Source organism: Streptomyces sp. NPDC020801, assembly GCF_044334385.1.
Lineage (GTDB): Bacteria > Actinomycetota > Actinomycetes > Streptomycetales > Streptomycetaceae > Streptomyces.
Genome location: NZ_JBIRST010000007.1, coordinates 68205 through 88575, shown reverse-complemented (window position 1 = coordinate 88575; position 20371 = coordinate 68205). Strand labels below are relative to the sequence as shown.

The window sequence follows — 20371 nt, the reverse complement described above, 5'->3', positions numbered from 1 at the left end:
CCCTCTCACCGCTGCCACGCCCCTTCTCACCGGTACTCCGACAGCCTGCGCCCGATGCCCAGCACGGCGCCGGCCGCGCCGAGGAACGCCAGCGCCCCGGCACCCACGGGCAGGCCCGTCATCGCGTCCCGGCCGCTGCCCGCGGCCTGCTTGAACTCGTTCGTCTCGTGCGTGAGCGCCGAGGCGAGCGAGGTGTCGACGTTGTCGAAGCACTCGCCCGTCGCCTCGTCCTTGGCACTGGTGCCGATGACCCGGTCGCGGGCCTTCTGGTAGTCGCCGGAGTCGTTGGCCTGGCGGGCCAGCGCGTGCCGGGACTTCCAGACCGTCATCGACTTGCCGGCGACCCGCACGGGCCGTTGGCCCGCGGTGTCGTCGGCGAGGGAGCCGGCCTGGGCGAGGGTCCTGGCGAGCCGGTCGATCTCCTGGTCGTACGCCCAGTCGTAGGCGTCCATGACCGTGCCGTCCTTCAGGGTCTTGGTCTCCGCGCCGCGGCTGACGAGGGTCAGGTTCTCGTCGCTGCGGGCCTTGAGGGAGGCGATACGGGCGTCGTGCAGCACGTTCAGCGAGCGGACGCCGTGGGCGTAGGAGCCGTCCAGGCCCATGCGGGCGATGCTGTGGCCGAGGACCAGCCACAGCAGGACGACGGTGGTGGCGGCGGTGGCGGCCACCAGGCCATGGTTCAGCACGCGGTTGGTACGACGGTAGTTGCGGTGCTGGGCCCAGGCGAGGACGGCCAGGGTGAGGACACCGAGGGCGATCGCGGCCCACGGGTAGGGGGTCGCGTCCGCGTAGTCCGCGCGCAGGCGCTGGTTCTCCTTCTGGTACAGGTCCTCGGCCGCCGGGAGCATCTGGTTCTGCATCGTGTCGTTGGCGGCGCGCAGATAGGCGCCGCCGACCGGGTAGCCCTGGCGGTTGTTGGCGCGGGCGGACTCGACCAGCCCCTTGTAGCGCGGCAGGAGCTCGTTGAGCCTGGTGATGGTGGCCGCGGAGGGGGAGCCGGGATCGGTGCTGGCGGCGGCGGTGACGAGCTTGGCGGCGGCCGTGCGGACGTCCGACTCGTAGCGGGCGCGGGTGGCGCCGGTCTCCTGCAGGCCGGCCAGATAGCCGCTGGTGGCCATGGTGTTGGCGTCGGCCAGGGAGCGGTAGATGTCGGCGGCGTCGGAGCTGAGGGGCTGGCTGCTGTGCAGGACGTCGTCGGCGGCGGTCGCGCGGTTCGTGGTCTGCCAGGCGGTGACCGCGCCGAAGGCCACGACGACGAGGGCGAGGACGGCGCCGATGATGCGGAGCCGGCCGGGCTCGGTGGTGGCGGCCGCGCGCAGGCGGTCGGCGCCCTCGGCGAAGGCGGTGCGGCGCGGGGGCGCGGGTGGGGTGTTCGGCGCGGTCGCCGTGGGGAGCCGGGCGGGTTGCGGCGGCAGGGCCGGCACAGTGGGCAGGCCGGAACCCGGTGGTGCCGTGCTGCTCGTCGGCGGGTGTGTCACTGCTGACCTCCCCCATGGTCATCCGTCGCCGCAAGTATCGCTGCCGGGACCGGCATCCGCACCGGCCTTCACTGGATCTTGATCGGATCGCAGCGCGGCCGGCTTGCGTGACGGCGCGCCGCGCGCCGCGTCCCGCACCACCCCCTGCCCATGAATACGCCGGGGGAATCGGTTCGGTTCCCTCCGGGCGCCGTCGCGCGTGCCGGGTGTGGATGGGGCGGGGCCGTCCCCACGGCCCACTCCCGCCGTCTCGCGGGCGCGGCTTTCGCCGTGGGGTCCGCCGGGTGTCCGCGGGCGACTATGCGAAGTGGGCCCGCAGTCGCTCCCGCACCTCCGGCGGGGCCCCTACGTGGTCGAGGCCGAGGAGTGCCGCGCCCAGGACCGGGCTCGCCGTCACCACCTGCGGTACCGCCTTGGGTGCCCGGGCGGTCAGCAGTTCGCGGATGCCGTCGTTCAACTGGGGGTGCCGGGCGGCCAGGACGCTGCCGCCGAGGAGTACCGGGGTTTCCTCGTCGAGGAGGCAGAGGCGGGTCAGGGCCACCATCGCCATGGACACGACCTCTTCGGCCAGGTGGTCGACGATCGCGCGGGCGACCGGGTCGCCGGCCGCCGCCGTGGTGAACAGGACGGGAGTCAGCTCGTGGCGGCGGTGGAGTTGGACGTGTCCCAGATGGAGGGCCTCGATGAGGGCGTACATGGAGTCGAGGCCGAAGTGGGCCGGCAGGGTGTGGGCCAGGGCCGTGGGCTCGCCGCGGCCGTCCTCCGCACGGGCGGCGTACCACAGGGCCTCCTCCGCCAGCCCCCAGCCGCCGCCCCAGTCGCCGGAGATGCGGCCGAGCGCCGGGAAGCGGGCGGTGCGGCCGTCCGGGCGCATGCCGACGCAGTTGATGCCGGCGCCGCAGACCACCGCCACGCCGCGCGGTTCGGCCACACCGGCGCGCAGGATCGCGAACGTGTCGTTGCGGACCTCCACGGTCGTGCCCCACGCGCGCGCGTGCAGGGCCGCCGCCAACTGCTCCTCCTCCACGGGCAGATCGGCGTTGGCCAGACAGGCCGAGACATGGGCGACGGAGGTGACCCCGGCCGCCGCGCGGGCCCGGTCCACCGTCTCCGCCAGGGCGTCCACCGCCGTTTCGATGCCCACGGCCGGTGGCCGGAAACCGCCGCCGCGGGCGGTGGCGAGGACGTTTCCGTCGGCCGCCACGACCGCGACGTCGGTCTTGCTGTTGCCCGCGTCGATGGCGAGGACGCTTGCGGTCAGGCCCACGCGAGGTGCTCCCGGTTGTGCGCGATCAGCTGGTCGGTGAGGGTGTCGGCGTACTCGTACTGGCCGATGAGCGGGTGTGAGAGGAGGGCGCGCAGGACCCGGTCCCGGCCGCCGCGCAGGGCCGCCTCCAGGGCCAGGTCCTCGTAGGCGGTCACGTTCGCCGTCAGGCCCGCGAAAAGCGGGTCCACGGGGGCGACGGGGAGGGGGGTCGGGCCCTTGGGGCCCACCGCCGCCTGCACCTCGATCACCGCGTCGTCCGGGAGGAAGGGCAGAGTGCCCCTGTTGCAGGTGTTGACCACCTGGTACGGGCTGCCGCCGCCCTGCTTGCCCAGCAGGGCCGCCGCCAGGTCCACCGCCGCCTCCGAGTAGTAGGCGCCGCCGCGCCTGGCGAGCAGGGCCGGCTTCTCGTCCAGGGCCGGGTCGCCGTACATCGTCAGCAACTCGCGTTCCATCGCCGCCACTTCGGTGGCCCGGGACGGCCTGGTGCGCAGTTCCCGCACCACCTCGTCGTGCGCGTAGTAGTAGCGCAGGTAGTAGGACGGGACCACGCCGAGGCGGTCCAGGAGCGGGCGCGGCAGGTGGAGGTCGTCGGCGATCGCGTCGCCGTGCTCCGCCAGGAGCTTGGGCAGGACGTTCTCGCCCTCGGGGCCGCCCAGGCGTACCCCCGTCTCCCAGGTGAGGTGGTTGAGGCCCACGTGGTCGAGGTGGACGTCGGAGGGGGCGACGCCCAGCATCCCCGCGAACCTCCGCTGGAAGCCGATCGCCACGTTGCACAGGCCGACCGCCTTGTGGCCGGCCTGCAGCAGGGCACGGGTGACGATGCCGACCGGGTTGGTGAAGTCGATGATCCAGGCGTTCGGGTTCGCGCGGCGGACCCGGTCCGCGATGTCCAGGACCACCGGGACCGTCCGCAGGGCCTTGGCCAGGCCGCCGGCGCCCGTCGTCTCCTGGCCCACGCAGCCGCACTCCAGGGGCCAGGTCTCGTCCTGCTCGCGGGCCGCCTGGCCGCCGACGCGGAGCTGGAGCAGGACCGCGTCGGCGCCGTCCACGGCCGAGTCCAGGTCACAGGTGGTGACGATCCGGCCGGGGTGGTCCTGTCTGGCGAAGATGCGGCGGGCCAGGCCGCCGACCAGCTCCAGGCGGTCCGTGGCCGGGTCGACGAGGACCAGTTCCTCGACGGGGAGGGCGTCCCTGAGGCGGGCGAAGCCGTCGATGAGTTCGGGGGTGTAGGTCGAGCCGCCGCCGACCACGGTGAGTTTCATGCCTTTAACCCTTTACTCCGGTGAGCGTGACGCCCTCGACGAACGCCTTCTGGGCGAAGAAGAACACGAGGATCACGGGGGCCATGACCAGCACGGTGGCGGCCATGGTGAGGTTCCAGTCGGTGTGGTGGGCGCCCTTGAAGGACTCCAGGCCGTAGGACAGGGTCCACGCGCCCGGGTTCTCCGAGGCGTAGATCTGCGGGCCGAAGTAGTCGTTCCAGGCGTAGAAGAACTGGAAGAGGGCGACGGCCGCGATGCCCGGCCTGGCCATGGGCAGGACGACCTTCACCAGGGTGCGCAGGTCGCCGCAGCCGTCCACCCTCGCCGCGTCCAGGTACTCGTTCGGGATCGTCATCAGGAACTGCCGCAGCAGGAAGATGGAGAACGCGTCGCCGAACGCCATCGGGATGATCAGCGGCCACAGCGTGCCGGACAGGTCCAGCTGCTTCGCCCAGAACAGGTACATCGGGATGATGACCACCTGCGGGGGCAGCATCATCATCGAAATCACCAGCATGAGTGACAGATTGCGGCCCCGGAAGCGGAACTTCGCGAGCGCGTATGCCACCGGGATGGAGGACGCGACCGTCAGGACGGTGCCGAGGCCGGCGTAGATCAGTGTGTTCTTCCACCAGGTGAGGAACCCCGGGGTGTCGAAGACCTTCCGGTAGTTGCCCCACTCCCAGGTGTGCGGGATCAGGTCGCGGCTGAGCGCCTGGCTGTCGCTCATCAAGGAGGTCAGGAGGACGAAGACGAAGGGGAGGGTGAAGAAGAGGGCGGCCGCCACGCCGAGGGAGTGGATCGCGACCCACTCCAGCACCGCCCTGCGCCGGGCCGTGCGCTCGGCGGGGGAGGCCGGCGCCTTCAGTCCGACCGGCTTGTCCAGTACCTGGGTCATCGTCAGTCACCTGCCTGGATGAGACCGCCCCGGCGCCGCATCAGGAACGCGGTGAACACCATCGACAGCACGAAGAGGACGAGTGCCACCACGCAGGCCGAGCCGTAGTCGAACCGCTGGAAGCCGAGGTTGTACACGAGCTGGGGCAGGGTGAGTGTGGACTTGTCCGGGTAGCCGGGCTCGAACTGCGTGCCCGCGCCCTGGATCACGCCCGAGGCGACCTTTCCGGCGATCAGCGGCTGGGTGTAGTACTGCATCGTCTGGATCACGCCGGTGACCACCGCGAACATCACGATCGGGGAGATGTTCGGCAGGGTGACGTAGCGGAAGCGCTGCCAGGGCGAGGCGCCGTCCAGTTCGGCCGCCTCGTACTGCTCCGCCGGCACGTCGAGCAGGGCGGCCATGAAGATGACCATCAGGTCGCCGACGCCCCACAGGGCGAGCAGGGTCAGGGCCGGCTTGGACCAGGTGGGGTCGTTGAACCAGCCGGGGGCGGGGATGCCGGCCTTCTCCAGGAGGGAGTTGACCGGGCCGGTACCGGGGTTGAGGAGGAAGGCGAAGGCCATGGTGGCCGCGACCGGCGGGGCGAGATAGGGCAGGTAGAAGAGGGTGCGGAAGACGCCCGTGCCCGTCTTGATCTTGGTGATCAGCATCCCGACGCCGAGGCCGAAGACGACCCGCAGGGTGACCATGACCGCGACCAGCCAGAGGGTGTTGCGCAGGGCCGGCCAGAACAGCGGGTAGTTCCGGAAGACATACGTCCAGTTCTTCGTGCCGCTCCACGCCGGCGGCCGGAAGCCGTCGTAGTGCATGAACGAGAAGTACACGGTCGAGATCAGCGGATAGGCGAAGAAGACCGCGAATCCGATCAGCCAGGGCGACATGAAGGCGAGGGCCCTCAGCGCCGAACGGCGGCGTTTCGACGACAGGGTGACGGTACTCATGCGCGTCTACTTCGCCTGCGCGATGTCCGTGTCGATCTGCTTCGCCGTCCTGGCCAGGCCGGCCTTCAGATCCTTCTCCCTGCCGCTCTCGTAGTCGTAGCCGAACTGCTGGATCGTCACCAGGTACTGGCCGCCGTTGATCGACGCCGGTGTCGTGGTCGATTCCGGGTTCGCCGCGATGTCCAGGAAGGTCTTGAAGCGCGGGTCGTACTTCAGCTTCGGGGACTTCAGCGCGGCCAGGGTGGACGGCACGTTGTGGATGTCGTTGGCGAAGCCGACCACCGCGTCGGTGTCCGTGGTGATGTACCTGACGAACTCCCAGGCGGCGTTCTGCTTGTGGCTGGTGGCGGCGATGCCGGCGATCGTGCCGGTGATGTAGCCCTTGCCGTACTGGCTCGCCCGGTCGTCCGGGACGGGCAGCGGGGCGACGCCGATGTCGAACTTCGGCTTGGCGTCCGTCGCCATGCCCAGCCGCCACTCGCCGTCGAGCTGCATGGCCACCTGGCCGGTGTGGAAGGGGTGCTTGGGGCCCCACTCGTCGCCGAGGGTGGCGCGGTACTTCTCCAGCTTCTGGTAGCCGCCGAGTTCGTCGACCAGCCGCTTCTGGAGGGTGAAGCCCTTCTCGAAGGCGGGGTCCTTGGCGAGGTCCGACTTGCCGCTGGAGCCGAAGTAGGTCGGCGAGAACTGCGCGAAGTAGTGCTCGGTCGTCGACTCCCAGCCGTGGTAGTCGGGCATGAAGCCGAGCTGCCTGAACCCGTCACCCTGGGGGATCGTCAGTTTCCTGGCGTCCGACTCGAACTCGGACCAGGTCTTAGGGGGATGGGTGATGCCGGCCTTGGCGAAGGCGGTCTTGTTGTAGTAGAGGCCGTACGCGTCGCCCAGCAGCGGCACCGTGCAGCGGTTGCCGCCGAACTGGGTGTACTCGTTCATCGCCTTCGGGAACGTCGTCCGCGGATCGACGCCCGCCTTCCTGAAGAAGGGATTGAGGTCGATCAGCGCGCCGGAGGAGCAGAACTTGCCCACGTTGTTCGTGGTGAAGGAGGAGATCACGTCCGGCGCCTTGTCGCCGCCCGTGCGCAGCGCCTGGTTCATCTTGTCGTCGGTCATGTTGGCGACGACGTTGACGTGGATGTTGGGGTGCGCCTTCTCGAAGCCGGCGATCAGCGACTGCACGGCCTTCACCTCGTTCGGCGCGCTCCAGGCGTGCCAGAAGTTGATCGTCGTCTCCTTCGAGGCGTCGTCGTTCGCGCCGGAGTTCGACTGGCCAGTACAGGCCGTGGCGAAAAGCGCTATGGAGGCGGAGGCGGCCAGAGCGATGGCCGCTTTCCGGGACACTTCGGGCATGGCTGGATCTCCCTGGGACGGGCGGGGGTCGGACGAGGGGAGTTCTGGGAGGGGAGTTCTGGGACGGGACGGGGTGTCAGCGCGAGGTGTTGAAGACCTCGTCGCGGGTGGCCGCGAGGGCGCTCTCCAACGCGCCGCGCAGCACGGGATGTTCGCGGACGTCGCCGACCACGAGATGCGGCCGGGAGGCGGCCAGCTCCTCCAGTTCGGCCTGGACGAGGGTGCGCAGCACCTCGCCGCCGGCGGTGAGCGAGGTGCCGCTGAGGACGACGAGTTCGGGGTCGAGGACGGAGACGAGGGAGGCGAGACCGGTGGCGAGCCGGGTCGCGTACGTCGTCAGGAGTTCGCGGTGGGGGCCGCCGGCGTGGTCGGCGGCCCGGGCCACGAGCTCGGCGGCGGCCGCGGCGTGCGGTCCGGTGGGCACGTCCTCGATGCCCAGCTCCCGGGCCAGCCCCGGCAGCGCCTGCGAGCCGGCCAGCTCCTGGTAGCCGCCGCTGTTGGCCCGGGTCACCTGGCGGACCAGCGGGGCGCCCGGCACCGGCAGGAAGCCGACCTCGCCGGCGCCGCCGGTCCAGCCGCGGTGCAGCCGGCCGCCGAGTACCAGGGCGGCACCGAGGCCCTCCTGGTTCCACAGCAGCACGAAGTCCCGGTGCCCGCGGGCCGCGCCCAGCCGCTGCTCGGCGATGGCGACGAGGTTGACGTCGTTCTCGTACTCCACCGGCATCGGCAGGGCGGCGGCCAGTTCGTCGAGGATCGCGGGGGAGTGCCAGCCGGGCAGATGGGAGGCGTAGCGCAGCCGGCCGGTGTTCGGGTCGAAGGCGCCGGGGGTGCCGATGACGAGGCGGTGCACGTCGCCCCGGGCCAGCCCGGCCGCCTTCACCGCGCCGTCGAGGGCGTCGGTGACCTGCCGTACGACGGGCTGGGAGGGGCGCCGGCCCGGGGTCGCGAGCTCGTACTCGCCGACCGTGCGGCCGGTGATGTCGGCGACGGCGGCGCGGATGCGGCCGGGGTTGACGTCGAGGCCGGCGGCGTACGCGGCGGCCGGGTTGACCGCGTACAGCTGCGCGTTGGGCCCCGGGCGGCCCTCGCTCGTCCCGGTGGCCAGAACGAGCCCGGCGGACTCCAGGCGGGCCAGGAGCTGCGAGGCAGTCGGCTTGGACAGGCCGGTGAGCTTGCCGATCCGGGTGCGCGACAGCGGCCCGTGCTCCAGCAGCAGGTCGAGCGCGGTCCGGTCGTTCATGGCGCGCAGGACGCGCGGGGTGCCCGGCGTACCGGCGGTTCCTGCCATGCGTTGTGCCACCTGCCCTTCCGCTGCCCAGCTTCTCAACGTGATCACCCGGAAGTCCACAGGGGGTGCCTGCGGAATCTCCCTGCGGGTTCTCCCTGCGGGTTCCCCTCGGTCCTCACCGGGAGACGCCCGTTGGAGCTTCCCGCGGATACCCCTGTGGAGCCCTGTGCGGAGCCCCGTACGGAGATCACTGTTAGGAAAGTTTCCTATTCGGGTGGAAGGAACGTAAGCCCAGGACGAAGGGGGCGTCAATAGACGGCGCCCCCGAGGCAACACAGTCGTTACCCGCGGGGGCAAGGTGGGGGGCGCGGTGGGGGGCGCGGGAGGGAGCGGGCCTACCTCGGCGCGGGCCGCTGGGAAGTGATCGGAGTGGTGGCCTCCGCCTGCGGGGAGGCGGAGTTGGCGAACACCGACGGGGCCGCGACCGCCGCCGTCGGGTCCGGCGCCGGTTCCTCCTCCGCCGGGGCCGTCGCGCCGCCGACGATACGGATGTCGGCCGCGTCGAAGGCCCGCTTGATGCGCCAGCGCAGTTCGCGCTCGACCGCCACCGACTTGCCCGGCATCGTCCTCGCCGAGACGCGGACCACCATCGAGTCGATCAGCACGCTGTCCAGGCCGAGCACCTCGATCGGGCTCCACAGGAGCTCGTTCCAGGGCTCCTCCTTGCTCATCTTCCCGGCGACCTCGTCGAGGGTGGCCTTCAGCCTGTCCAGGTCCTCGTCCGCCTTGACGGTCACGTCGACGCCGGCCGTCGCCCAGCCCTGGGAGAGGTTGCCGATCCTCTTGATCTCGCCGTTGCGCACGTACCAGATCTCGCCGCTGTCGCCGCGCAGCTTGGTCACCCGCAGGCCGACCTCGATCACCTCGCCGGAGGCCACCCCCGCGTCGATCGTGTCGCCCACCCCGTACTGGTCCTCCAGGATCATGAAGACGCCGGAGAGGAAGTCCGTGACCAGGTTGCGGGCGCCGAAGCCGATCGCCACGCCCGCCACACCGGCCGACGCCAGCAGCGGGGCCAGATTGATCTGGAACGTGGCCAGCACCATCAGGGCGGCCGTGCCCAGGATCAGGAAGCTCGCCACCGAGCGCAGCACCGAGCCGATCGCCTGCGAGCGCTGCCGGCGCCGCTCGGCGTTCACCAGCAGTCCGCCCAGTGCGGTGCCGTCCACCGCCTGGACCGTACGGGTCATCCGGTCGATGAGCTTGGTCAGCGCCCGCCGGACCATCACTCTCAGCACGCCGGCGATCACCAGGATCAGCAGGACCCTCAGACCGATCGCCAGCCAGGTCGACCAGTTCTGCTCGACCCAGCTGGCGGCGTTCGTCGCGCTCTCCTGGGCGTCCTGGAGCGTGGGCACCGGCACGGTCGGCGACCCCGAGACGGACGGCGACGGCGGCGAACCGGCGGCCAGCAGGACGGCGGGCAAGGACACGGCAGGTACCTCCAGGTGCGTCCACCCTCCGGCGCAGCGGTCAATATCGTCTGGGTCACGAACAGGTAACCGGACGGGCAGAACCACCACACTAACGGGGCACGGTGTGTGGATTCCCGCGAAGTTCCGAGTGGGGATGGTGGGGACACGGTGCCCACCCGCCTCTGATCAGGCCGTGTAAGGGGGACGTGATCCTGGGGATGAATCAGGTGTGGTCGAAAACACTCCCAGCCCGTTACCGGGACATGGTGGCGCGTTCACCAGGCATGAGGGGAGACTGGCTGCAGATCGTCCCGGCGCGAGCCACGCGCCGCCGACGCACAAGGAGGCATCCGTGCCGCATGTCCTGGTCCTCAACGCGTCGTACGAGCCACTCGGCGTCGTACCGCTCCGCCGCGCGCTCGTCCTCGTGCTCGAGAACAAGGCAGTCTGCCTCGAGGAGTCCGGCGCCTTTATGCACAGTGCAACCGTCACAGTCCCCGCACCCAGCGTGGTCCGGCTCAAGCGATTCGTGCGGGTTCCCTACCGGGGGCCCGTTCCTCTGACCCGGCGTGCGCTGTTCGCGCGCGACGGGGGCCGGTGCATGTACTGCGGTGGCGTCGCAACCAGCGTCGACCACGTCATCCCGCGCTCGCGCGGGGGCAAGCACGTCTGGGACAACGTGGTGGCCTCCTGCCGCCGCTGCAACCACGTCAAGGCCGACCGTCACCTCGTCGAGCTGGGCTGGCGGCTGCGCCACAAACCGGCTCCACCCACCGGCCTGGCCTGGCGCATCATCGGCACCGGGCATAGGGATCCGCGCTGGCTGCCCTACTTGCAGCCGTTCGGCGCGGACGACGCCATGGCCCGGATCGACGGCATCTCCGCCTGACGATCCGGGCCTTCTGGTGTCTGCTGTCGGGGCCGCCCACGACCCCGTGGCCCCGACAGCCGGCGCCGGGGGTCAGGCGGCGACACCCCGGCTTCTGAGCAGGGCGGTGTACGCCGCTTCGGCGGCACGGCCCTCGAGGGTGCCGGCCGGGGTGTGGTCCAGGAACGCTCCGGTGTTCCCGTGGTGCAGGATCGTCCCCCCGTACATGACCGTGACGTGGTCCGCCTCCTCCGCGAGATCCGCGACGTCGTGCGTGGACAGCAGGACCCGCACGTCGTCGCTGAGTCCGCGCAGGATGTCGCGGAACACCCGGCGCTGGTAGGGGTCCATGCCGGCGGTGGGCTCGTCCAGCAGCAGAACCCGTGCTCCGTGCACGAGCGCCCCGGCCACGCCGACACGCCGCAACTGGCCGCCGGAGAGCCGGCTCGTGCGGGCGTCGGTCTTGTCGGCCAGGTCCACGCGCAGCAGGGCCTTGCGGGCGTTCTTCCAGGCGTCGGCGCGGTTCATGCCCTTGAGCCAGCCGATGTAGGCGACGTACTCGCGCGCCGTGAGCGTGGGCATGGGCACGATGTCCTGCGGCATCCAGGCCACGGCCCGCCGGTACGCCGCGGTACCCGCCGGCGCGCTGTCCAGGGCCACGTGTCCCTTCTGCGGTCTGGTCACCGAGGCCGCGAGCTTCAGCAGGGTGGACTTGCCGGCGCCGTTGGGACCGAGCAGGACGGTGAGGCCTTCCGGCAGGGCGTAGGAGAAGTCCCGCAGCACCGGCTGCTTCCAGCGCCGGTAGCCGTAGGTGCAGTTGCTGAGTTCGAGAGTCACGCTGTTTTCCTCGACGAGCGGATCTGGGCGGCAAGGCCGACGGCGAACACCACCAGGGAGGCGGCTGCCGCCAGCGGGTTGTCCGCAGCGAGCGCGATGATGGTCCAGGGGCGCGGCACGTTGCCGCGAAATCCGATGACCACGACAGTGACCAGCCAGCCGACGGGGAACATCACCGCCGCCTGGCCGGCCCATGCCCGGCCGAGCAGCATCAAGCCGGTCAGGAACAGGGCGTTGCGGCCACCGGTCGCGGTGGCGGCCGTGCCCTGCAGGGCGGCGATGAGAGCGCTGCACAGCACCGCGGCGGCCATGACCGCGGTGACGAGCGTGTTGTCGAGCCGTGTCATGGCCCGGACTCCGGAGACCTCTGCCGCCGGAAGCCGCGACTCCAGCATCGCCATCAGGAAGGCGAGCAGCGGGACGGGGACGAACAGGGAGAGCGCGACCTGGGGGCTGCCGGTGATGGACGGCAGCAGCACCGTGATGTCCTGCACCCCGTAGAGGGCCGCGGCGAAGAGGACCAGGGCCAGTGGCAGCAGCGTGTGGCCCTTGCGGGCCTTGAACCACCACCTCATGACTTCTTCGCCCCGCAGGTGTCGAGCGTCCCCCTGATCCACTCGGCCTGTTCGGCCCGCGGCTCGGCCAGCACTCGCGCGACATCGGCCTGCACCTGCTTCTCCAGCGTCCGGGCCGCGGGATTCAGGCCCTCCTCCTCCCGGCGCTCCCGGTACGCCCTCTCCTGGCCGGTCTTCACGGCACCCCACAGCCAGGCCGAATGGGCGGAACGGGCGCTGACCTGCTCGCAGCGGAAGTGCAGAGCCTGCACCACGACCCGGTACACCGCGTCACCGCTGGGCACCGATTCGGTCAGCATCATGCGCCACTCGGTGTCCGTGGAGGGCCTTTGACGACGGCCGTCGGCGTAGCTGTCGGTAATCAGACGGGGCTGTGCCGAGGTCGCCCCGGCGTCACGCAGCGTACGCAGTGCCTTGGCGGTGTCGCGCTGGACCTGCGGCAGATAGCGCGCGTTGAACTCCGGGACGCACATGCGTGGTGCGCTGCCCGCGCACGTCATCGCCACGTTCCCGGTGGTCATCGGTGCGGTGGCCGACCAGTCGGCGGCCGTGCGGTAGGCCCCGAGGACGCCGCCCACGGCGAGTACGGCGGCGGCCGCGACCCGGAGCGCGCGCCATCCGTAGGGCAGCCAAAGGATCATGAGCCCGGCCGCTATGCCGCCGGCCAGCAGCACGGGGACCGCCATGGTGACGAAGCCGGGCACTTCTCCGAAACCGACGGCGTCGAACTGTCCGGAGACATGGCGAGGCCAGTAGGGCAGCACCGCCCTGGTGAAGGCGACGGTGATCCAGTCGGCCACGGCCAGGATCGGCGTGGCGATGATCCGGGGGACCCAGCAGCCGAGCGCGAATCCGAGGACGGCGTGGGCCACGCACAGCACCATCGCGGCGAGCGGCAGCCGCAGGCTGTCGACACTGGGCATCGTCGCCGACCGTGCGAGGGAGATCGCCGGCGGAACCAGCAGCACGAGCCAGGAGAGAAGGATCACCGGGGCCAGGGCATTGGCGGCGATCCGGTAGCGCGAGCGGGCCGGGGCCAGCGCCCATATCCGTGCGCTTTTCAGACGCCCGCTCTCCCAGCAGGAAAGGGCGGCTACTACCGCGTACGCCAGAGCATAAAGCGTCTCCAGTGGTGCGGAGACAATGCTCGGCGCGTAGTGGTAATAACTTGAGAGGGGTGCCGTTTCTCCCGACAGGTAGTAAAGCCCGGTCAATAGGAGAACGACAGGTGCCGCCCATCGCACACTACCGCTGCGCAGGGAGGTGCTGAATTTCATGGAGTCTCACCGAACCACTCGTCGGCCGAAGAGGGGTGCCCCACCGGGGGCACCCCTCCGGGCTGGGATCGTCAGCCGTCGGCCTTGGTGGTGTCCACGACGAGGGAGTCCACGCTCAGCTGCGGGCCGAAGGTGGAGCCGCCGATCTTCATGATCTTGAAGTAGTAGTCACGCTTGCCGGACGGCAGGTCGGTCCACTCGCCGTTGCTGACACCGCCGTTGAAGCAGGCGGTGTACGTCTTGTTGTCGTACGCCTTGTCCGGCGCGAACGAGATGTCGTTCCAGATCTGCACGTCGGTGCTCTTCGAGCCGTCGGTGTGGCAGCCGTGGAAGGTGATCTGCGAGTAGAGCTCGTCGGACCAGCGCCGGGACTCGAAGCCGACACTGGCGCCGGATATGGAGCTGCTCCAGTTGGCCTCGGCGACGGGTGCCAGTGCGAGAGTGATCACTGCTGCCGTACCGGCGACCATGGAAATGCGTGCGCTGCGCTTCATTTTCCCCTGTTTCTGTGTTGGTAAAGCACAGGACAGGTGCCTGGAAGGAAAAACACTTCCCCCCATATCCCCCCTCCCCCGTGCAGCTAAGGGCTGCAAGCCCGTGGCCAAAACCTAACAGTGCGGTTCGCGGAAGGTCAAGTTTTGGTTTACCCGGCAGTGTGCATTTCGCCATCAAGAATGTGCCGAGCTGGGCCGTGTTGTCCAAAATGGCCCTTCATGATCGTTCCGGCCGTGGACGCACGGTGCCGTCCGGGGCGCGGCACCACGGCAGCCGGCCGGCGGCCCCGGCCCCGCCCCGGGTCCCGGGTGGGGTTCCCCGGCCCCGCCCGGGTCCCGGGTGGGGTTCACCGCGTCGGTGAGCCGACCGCGTACGCCTCCACCGACCACAGCGAGTAGCCGTACCTGGTGGCACGCTTCTCGCCCTGCACGCGCACGTACCGCACGTCCCGCTCGTCCATCCGCAGTACCTCGCGGCCGCCGCGGCCGTCCCGCACGGTGGCGGCGGTGCGCCAGCGGCGCCCGTCCGGGGAGACCTGCACGCGGTACGCGGCGGCGTACGCGTCCTGCCAGCGCAGGACCACCTGGCCCAGCCGTACCGGGCGGGCCAGCTCCAGCTGCCACCAGGCGCCGTCGTCGACGGGCGAGGACCAGCGTGTCGTGGGGTTCCCGTCGTTCGCCGCCGGCGCCGGGAAGCCGGATGTCTCGTCGCCGGACGAGCTCGCGGTCCCGGTGCGGGCCAGGTCGGGGCCGGCGGTGCGCGGGAAGGCACGGACCGTGATCGTGCGGGTCACCCCGGCGAAGGTCAGCCGGACGTCGTACGGCCGTGACGGCGCCGTCGGGGAGACGGTCACCTCGACGGGGACGTCCACCGTGGTGCCGCGCGGCAGCGTCAGCGGTTCGGTGGGGACGCGGACCCCGATGCCCTCGGGGGCCTCGACCGTCACCCTGCCCCGCACATCGGCCGGGCGCAGCGCCGTCAGCCGGGCGGTCAGCCGTTCGGCGCCGCCGATCTCCGCGTCGGCCGAGCCCGGCACCGTCACGTCCGCGGCCGCCGTGTCCGCGAACCACGGAACCAGATGGTGCACCAGGGAGGAGGACGGGCCGGTCACGCGGACGGCGTCGACCAGGGTGCCGGCGGCCGGGGGCGTGACCGGCGGCAGGGCCGGCGGGCGGGTCCACGCGCCGGAGGCCGGTGGCCCGGGCGGCCAGACGGCCGGCGGGTGCGTCACCGGATCGGCGGACGAGGGGGTGCTGCCCACGGCGCCGTGGGACGGGCGGGTGTGCGGGCCCGCGGGCGGGAGCTGCCCGGCCCCGACTTCCGTGGCGCCCTTCTGCGCCAGCGTCCCGATGCGGCGCCAGCCCTGTCCGGGAACGTGGACCTCGACGTCTCCGCTCGTCCCCGGGTCGGTCAGCACCGTCACGGCGGTCAGGGCGCGGGCGTGCGGGAGGCGGACGGTGCGCCCGTCCGCGCTGCCGCCCGGGTCCGCGGCCGGCTCGTTCGTCAGGCCCGCCCAGGCCTCGTACGCCTGCCGCGCCCGGTCGAGGAAGGGGTCCAGTACGCCCTTGCCCACGGTCACCCCGCCGCGCCGCACCTCCTCCCGCAGCCGGCCGAGCGTCCGGCACGCCGTCCAGGCGCCCGCCGCGTCGCCGGCGCGCTGGGCCCGGAGCATGTCGAGCGCCGCGCCGCCCGCCTCGCCGTAGCGGGCCAACTGCGCGGACCACGGCGCCACCTCGGCCGCAAGGACCCCGTCGGGAGCGAGCCGGGCCGGCATGTCGCGCAGCACCGTGAAGGCGGCGCGCAGCCGCCGTTCGGCGGCCTCGTTCGCGGCGCGGTCCGTCGTCGTACGGGCCTGCCACAGGGCGGCGATCAGCGGGCGCAGATACGCCGACTCGGTGCCGCCGAGGACCGAGGACGCGTCGTTCCCGGCCAGTGCCGAGAGCGCCCCCGCACGCCCTGCGTCGCCCGCCGCCAGGTCGGCGATCGCCGCCCGCCAGGACTCCTCGGGGCGGTAGTCGCGCGGGTTCCAGGCGTAGTCGGCCGCCGTGAACAGCGGGATGCGGGAGGCCTCAGCCTGCCCCATCGCGTTGGCCAGGAGGGCGGCCGAGCCGCTCGCCACCGCCGGTTCGCGGCCCGTGTAGGGGCCGAGGAAGATGCGGTCCTCGGCGTAGTCGTTGACCGGGTAGTTGTCCATGGTCACCAGCGGGTGCCCGAACACCTCCCGGGCCTCGGCCAGTTCACTGCCCGTGATGGTGCGGGGCACCACGCCCACGCCCGTCCAGGCCACCTGGACCGACTCGTCCAGCGCGCCCGCCAGCGCCTGCCGGTAGGGCGTCGTGCCGTCCTCGTAGTACTCGGTCGGCATCAACGACAGCGGAACCGCCCCGGGATGGCGTTCCGCCAGGTACTGGGCGACGGCGTTCGCGACCCGCGCCTGTGCCCGTGCCGCCGCGTCCGGACCGGACCCGAACCGGTCCGGGTCCGCGCCGCAGTGCCACTCGCTGTAGCTGACGTCCTGGAACTGCAGCTGGAAGGCCCGGAAACCGAGCGCCCACATCGCGTCCAGCTTGCGCGTCAGCGCCCGTACGTCGCCGTCCGAGGCGAAGCACAGCGACTGGCCCGGCGCCACCGCCCAGGCGAGCGTGACGTGGTTGCGGCGCGCCCGCTCGGCCAGCTCCCGGAACTCCGCCCGCTGCGCCGCCGGGTACGGCTCGCGCCAGCGGTCCTGCCGGTACAGGTCGTCGCCGGGCGCGTACAGGTACCGGTTCTGCTTGGTCCGGCCCATGAAGTCCAGCTGCCCGAGCCGCTGTTCCTGTGTCCACGGGGTGCCGTAGAAGCCCTCGGTGATGCCGCGCACGGCGGTGCCGGGCCAGTCCCGGACGGTGACGCCGGGGATCGTCCCCTCCGGGCGCACGAGCTGCCGCAGGGTCTGCACGGCGTGGAACAGACCGTCCTCGCCTGCGCCGGTGAGACTCACGGTGCCCTCGCCGTGTCCCTGACCGCGCCGGACACTCAGGAGATAACCGCCGGAGGGCAGCGCGTGGCGCGGATCGCCGTGCGGTTGCTCGGTGCCCGCCCGCACCACCAGGACGCCCGCGGGGACGGCGTCCGCCGGGGTGACGTCCGTGACCGTCCGGGCCCCGGCACCGCGCAGCAGCGCGCGCAGCGCGCCCAGGGCGTACGGGTCCGCCGTCGCGTCGGCGACCACGGCCACCCGGTCGGTCACCGCGACCGGGGCACCGGTCGTCCGCAGGGACTGCGGGCGGGGCCACACGGCGACGCCCGGGGAGGCGGCGGTGGGCTGCTCGGGATGCGTGGCGGGGGTGCCGGGGTCCGGGGTGCCGGGGTCCGCCGGGGCGGCAACGGCGGCCGGGGCGGTGCCCAGCGCCGCGGCGACGACGGCGAACGCGAGGGCGGCGGCCCCCCTTCCGCGCCTAACCTGCACGGCCCCCTCCTTCGTCGCACGGCCTCCCCACGGCGGTGATCGAGGAGCATCGAGCCCACCATCCGGCGGGGCAGCTGTCAACGAGAGTGGCCGCTGTGCCATGTTTGCCCCACCCTGGAAAGAGCGGAATGTGACCAGAAGCACGTCCCCCGTCCTCGTACGTCTGCCGTCGCGCGCACTGGGTAGGGCTGCGGTAATCCGCACGATGCCGCACTCGACAAGGAGGCCCCCGTGGCCGCACCGGCACACCTTCTGCTCTCGGCCCTGTCCGACACGGCCCTGTCCGACACGGGCCTGCCCTATACGGCCCCGAACGGCACGGCCCCGTCCAAACCCGGGGCGGAGCCGTACGTGCCCGCCTCCCCCGAGCCGCTCGCGGACCACGCGCTGCCGGCCGAGTCCCGGCTGTACGCCTTCGGCGCCGAGGGCGCCGGCGCCGAGGTCCCGCTCACCAGCGAACCGCCGCTGCCCGACGCCGAGCCGCTGACCAGCGAGCCGCCGCTCGCCGAGACCGCGCCCCTGACCAGCGAGTCCGCCGCCGAGTTCGCCGACCCCGACCCCCGCTGCACGGAGCTGTAGATGCCGGCGCCACGGCCGGCCGAGCCCCCCGCCGGGGCGTCCCCGCCCGGGAAATCGGCCGCCGGGAAGTCCCTCGGCGAGGAGCTGACCCGGCTCGCCGGGCTGCACGGCGTCGCGACCTCCTACAGCCCCTCCCCGGGGCGTACGGTCGCCGCCTCCGCCACCGCGGTCGTCGCTGCCCTGGCCGCCCTCGGCGTCGACGCGGGCACCCCCGAGGCGGTCCGCACCGCCCGCACGGACCGCGAACGGGAGCTCGCCGAACGGCTCCTGCCCCCGACGGTGGTGTGCTGGGGCGAGGACGGGACGTCCAGTGACGTGGACGACGTCCGCGCCTCGGGCCGTGCCGGCGGAACAACCGCCGCCCCCGCTGCTTCCGCTGTTCCCGCCGCCCTCGCCACGCTGCCGCCCGGCACCCGTTTACGAGTCGAGACCGAGCAGGGGGAGACCCGCTCCTGCGTGGACCGCCTGCCGCCCGGCGTGCACCGGCTGACCGCCACCGCCCCCGACGGCCGTACCGGACAGGCACATCTGATCGTCGCCCCGCCCCGGCTGCCCACGCCGGCCGGACGCTCCTACGGGCTGCTCGTCCAGCTGTACTCGCTGCTCTCGGGCCGCTCCTGGGGCATGGGCGACCTCGGCGACCTGGCCGAGCTGAGCGCGTGGGCCGGCCGGGCGCTGGGCGCCGGGTTCGTGCAGGTCAACCCGCTGCACGCGGCGGTGCCAGGCGCGCCCACCGACCCTTCCCCGTACCGTCCCTCCTCACGCCGCTTCCCCGACCCCGTGCACCTGCGGGTGGAGGACGTCCCCGAGTTCCCGTACATCGAGGACCGCGAGGACCGCGAGCGGGTGCGGACCCTGCTGGAGCGGGCCGGGCGGCTGCGGGCCGCCGTGCTCGGCACCGAGTCCGGCACCGGGCCTGGCACCGAGTCCGGCACCGGGCCCGGCAAGCAGCGTGACGAGGAGCCCGGCGAGGGCGCGCTGATCGACCGGGACGCGGTGTGGGAACTGAAGCGCGAGGCGCTGGAACTCGTCCGCCGGGTGCCGCTCGGGCCCGGCCGCCGCGCCGCCTACGCCGACTTCCTCGCCGAGCATGGCCAGGCACTGGAGGACCACGCCACCTGGTACGCCCTGGCCGAGGTGCACGGCTCGGACTGGAGCCACTGGCCCGAGGGGCTCCGGGACCCGCGCTCGGCCGAGACCGCCCGCGCCCGCGCCGAGCTGATGGACCGCGTCGACTTCCACTCCCGGCTCGCCTGGCTCACCGACGACCAGCTCACCGCCGCCCAGCGCGCGGCCCGCGAGGCGGGCATGCCGATCGGGGTCGTGCACGACCTCGCGGTGGGCGTGCACCCCGGCGGCGCCGACGCCTGGGCGCAGCAGGACCACTTCGCGGCCGGCATGTCCGTCGGTGCCCCACCGGACGCCTTCAACGCGCGCGGCCAGGACTGGGGCCTGCCGCCCTGGCGCCCCGACCGCCTGGCCGCCTCCGGCTACGCGCCCTTCCGCCGCCTGCTGCGCGCCCTGTTCCGTTACGCCGGCGCCCTGCGCATCGACCACGTCATGGGCCTGTTCCGGCTGTGGTGGGTGCCCCAGGGCCGGCCGCCCACGGAGGGCACGTACGTCCGCTACGACGCCGAGGCCATGCTCGCCGTCCTGGTGCTGGAGGCGTCGCGGGCCGGCTCCGTGGTGATCGGCGAGGACCTGGGGACGGTGGAGCCCGGGGTCCGCGAGACCCTGCACCGGCGCGGGGTGCTCGGCACCTCGGTGCTGTGGTTCGAGCGCGACTGGGAGGGCGACGGCCGTCCGCTGCCGCCCGAACGCTGGCGCGCCGAGTGCCTGGCCACCGCCACCACCCACGACCTGCCGCCCACCGCCGCCCGCCTCACCGGCGAGCACGTCGAACTCCGCCACCGCCTCGGCCTGCTCACCCGCCCGCTGGAGAAGGAGCGCTCTCAGGCGGCCGCGGACGCCGGCGAGTGGCTGGCGCTGCTGGCGGAACTGGGCCTGCTGCAGGGCACGAGCGGCGGCATCGGCCCCCCGTCCGAGGAGGCCGAGATCCAGGCCGTGCACCGCTTCCTGCTGCGCACCCCGGCCCGCATGATCGGTCTCTGGCTCCCGGACACCGTCGGGGACCGCCGCCCGCAGAACCTCCCCGGCACCTGGGACCAGTACCCGAACTGGCGCCTGCCCGTCGCCGACGCCGGGGGCCGCCCAGTGACGCTGGAGGACCTGGCCGCCTCACCCCGGCTGCGCGCGCTCACGGAGGTGCTGCGGGCCGGGACCAGCGGCTCCAGGACGTCGTGAAGGACGGTGCGGTGCGGGGGGTTGCGGTGCGGGGGGTTGCGGTGCGGGGCGGCGATGGCCCGGCTCGGGGAGCGCCCGCGCCGGTCGGGGGCCTC

The 20371-nt window shown here is 72.4% G+C and carries 16 protein-coding genes; 3 read left to right on the top strand and 13 right to left on the bottom strand.

What is annotated here, in order from left to right; translation table 11 throughout:
• Nucleotides 1-26 precede the first annotated feature (26 nt).
• The 8 genes from ACH4UM_RS16500 to ACH4UM_RS16465 form a co-directional block, all read right to left on the bottom strand.
• A complete protein-coding gene (locus tag ACH4UM_RS16500) occupies nt 27-1478 on the bottom strand; it encodes a hypothetical protein (protein WP_398178875.1) in 1452 nt (483 codons plus the stop codon).
• A 298-nt stretch (nt 1479-1776) separates the two neighbouring features.
• Complete coding sequence (locus ACH4UM_RS16495) at nt 1777-2745, bottom strand: N-acetylglucosamine kinase (protein ID WP_398178872.1); 969 nt, start codon at nt 2743-2745, stop codon at nt 1777-1779.
• The gene (locus tag ACH4UM_RS16490; protein ID WP_398178869.1) at nt 2736-4007 is read right to left on the bottom strand and encodes a 6-phospho-beta-glucosidase; all 1272 of its coding nucleotides are present in this window, start codon (nt 4005-4007) and stop codon (nt 2736-2738) included. The genes ACH4UM_RS16495 and ACH4UM_RS16490 overlap by 10 nt, the downstream gene beginning before the upstream one ends.
• Nucleotides 4008-4011: 4 nt before the next feature.
• Entirely contained in the window at nt 4012-4905 is an 894-nt protein-coding gene (locus ACH4UM_RS16485) for a carbohydrate ABC transporter permease (protein WP_398178867.1), read from the bottom strand.
• A gap of 2 nt (nt 4906-4907) precedes the next feature.
• The gene (locus ACH4UM_RS16480; RefSeq protein ID WP_398178864.1) at nt 4908-5849 is read right to left on the bottom strand and encodes a carbohydrate ABC transporter permease; all 942 of its coding nucleotides are present in this window, start codon (nt 5847-5849) and stop codon (nt 4908-4910) included.
• A 6-nt stretch (nt 5850-5855) separates the two neighbouring features.
• Nucleotides 5856-7193: an ABC transporter substrate-binding protein gene (locus ACH4UM_RS16475; RefSeq protein ID WP_398178861.1), complete on the bottom strand. Its 1338-nt coding sequence runs from the start codon at nt 7191-7193 to the stop codon at nt 5856-5858.
• Between the two features lie 76 nt (nt 7194-7269).
• Complete coding sequence (locus tag ACH4UM_RS16470; protein WP_398178858.1) at nt 7270-8481, bottom strand: ROK family protein; 1212 nt, start codon at nt 8479-8481, stop codon at nt 7270-7272.
• A gap of 335 nt (nt 8482-8816) precedes the next feature.
• Entirely contained in the window at nt 8817-9914 is a 1098-nt protein-coding gene (locus ACH4UM_RS16465; protein WP_398178855.1) for a mechanosensitive ion channel family protein, read from the bottom strand.
• 334 nt (nt 9915-10248) lie between these two features.
• Here ACH4UM_RS16465 and ACH4UM_RS16460 point away from each other — a divergent pair, with 334 nt between their 5' ends.
• On the top strand, nt 10249-10785 hold the full coding sequence (locus tag ACH4UM_RS16460) for an HNH endonuclease (protein ID WP_398178852.1): 537 nt from the start codon (nt 10249-10251) through the stop codon (nt 10783-10785).
• 72 nt (nt 10786-10857) lie between these two features.
• On the opposite strand, the gene ACH4UM_RS16455 is transcribed toward ACH4UM_RS16460, so the two are convergent.
• From ACH4UM_RS16455 to ACH4UM_RS16435, 5 genes are all read right to left on the bottom strand, one after another.
• Nucleotides 10858-11601 (bottom strand): ATP-binding cassette domain-containing protein, encoded by a 744-nt coding sequence (locus ACH4UM_RS16455; RefSeq protein WP_398178849.1) that lies wholly within the window; start codon nt 11599-11601, stop codon nt 10858-10860.
• Entirely contained in the window at nt 11598-12176 is a 579-nt protein-coding gene (locus ACH4UM_RS16450; RefSeq protein WP_398178846.1) for a hypothetical protein, read from the bottom strand. The genes ACH4UM_RS16455 and ACH4UM_RS16450 overlap by 4 nt, the downstream gene beginning before the upstream one ends.
• Nucleotides 12173-13390 (bottom strand): hypothetical protein, encoded by a 1218-nt coding sequence (locus ACH4UM_RS16445; protein WP_398178844.1) that lies wholly within the window; start codon nt 13388-13390, stop codon nt 12173-12175. Before ACH4UM_RS16445 ends, ACH4UM_RS16450 begins: the two co-directional genes overlap by 4 nt.
• A gap of 134 nt (nt 13391-13524) precedes the next feature.
• Nucleotides 13525-13947, bottom strand: coding sequence for a hypothetical protein (locus tag ACH4UM_RS16440; RefSeq protein ID WP_398178841.1), 423 nt, complete (start codon nt 13945-13947; stop codon nt 13525-13527).
• A 347-nt stretch (nt 13948-14294) separates the two neighbouring features.
• Nucleotides 14295-17393, bottom strand: a complete 3099-nt coding sequence (locus ACH4UM_RS16435; protein ID WP_398178838.1) for a beta-N-acetylglucosaminidase domain-containing protein — start codon at nt 17391-17393, stop codon at nt 14295-14297.
• 231 nt (nt 17394-17624) lie between these two features.
• Between ACH4UM_RS16435 and ACH4UM_RS16430 the strand changes: the two genes are divergently transcribed.
• Nucleotides 17625-17972, top strand: a complete 348-nt coding sequence (locus ACH4UM_RS16430; protein ID WP_398178835.1) for a hypothetical protein — start codon at nt 17625-17627, stop codon at nt 17970-17972.
• Entirely contained in the window at nt 17973-20276 is a 2304-nt protein-coding gene (malQ, locus tag ACH4UM_RS16425) for a 4-alpha-glucanotransferase (protein ID WP_398178832.1), read from the top strand.
• Nucleotides 20277-20371 lie beyond the last annotated feature (95 nt).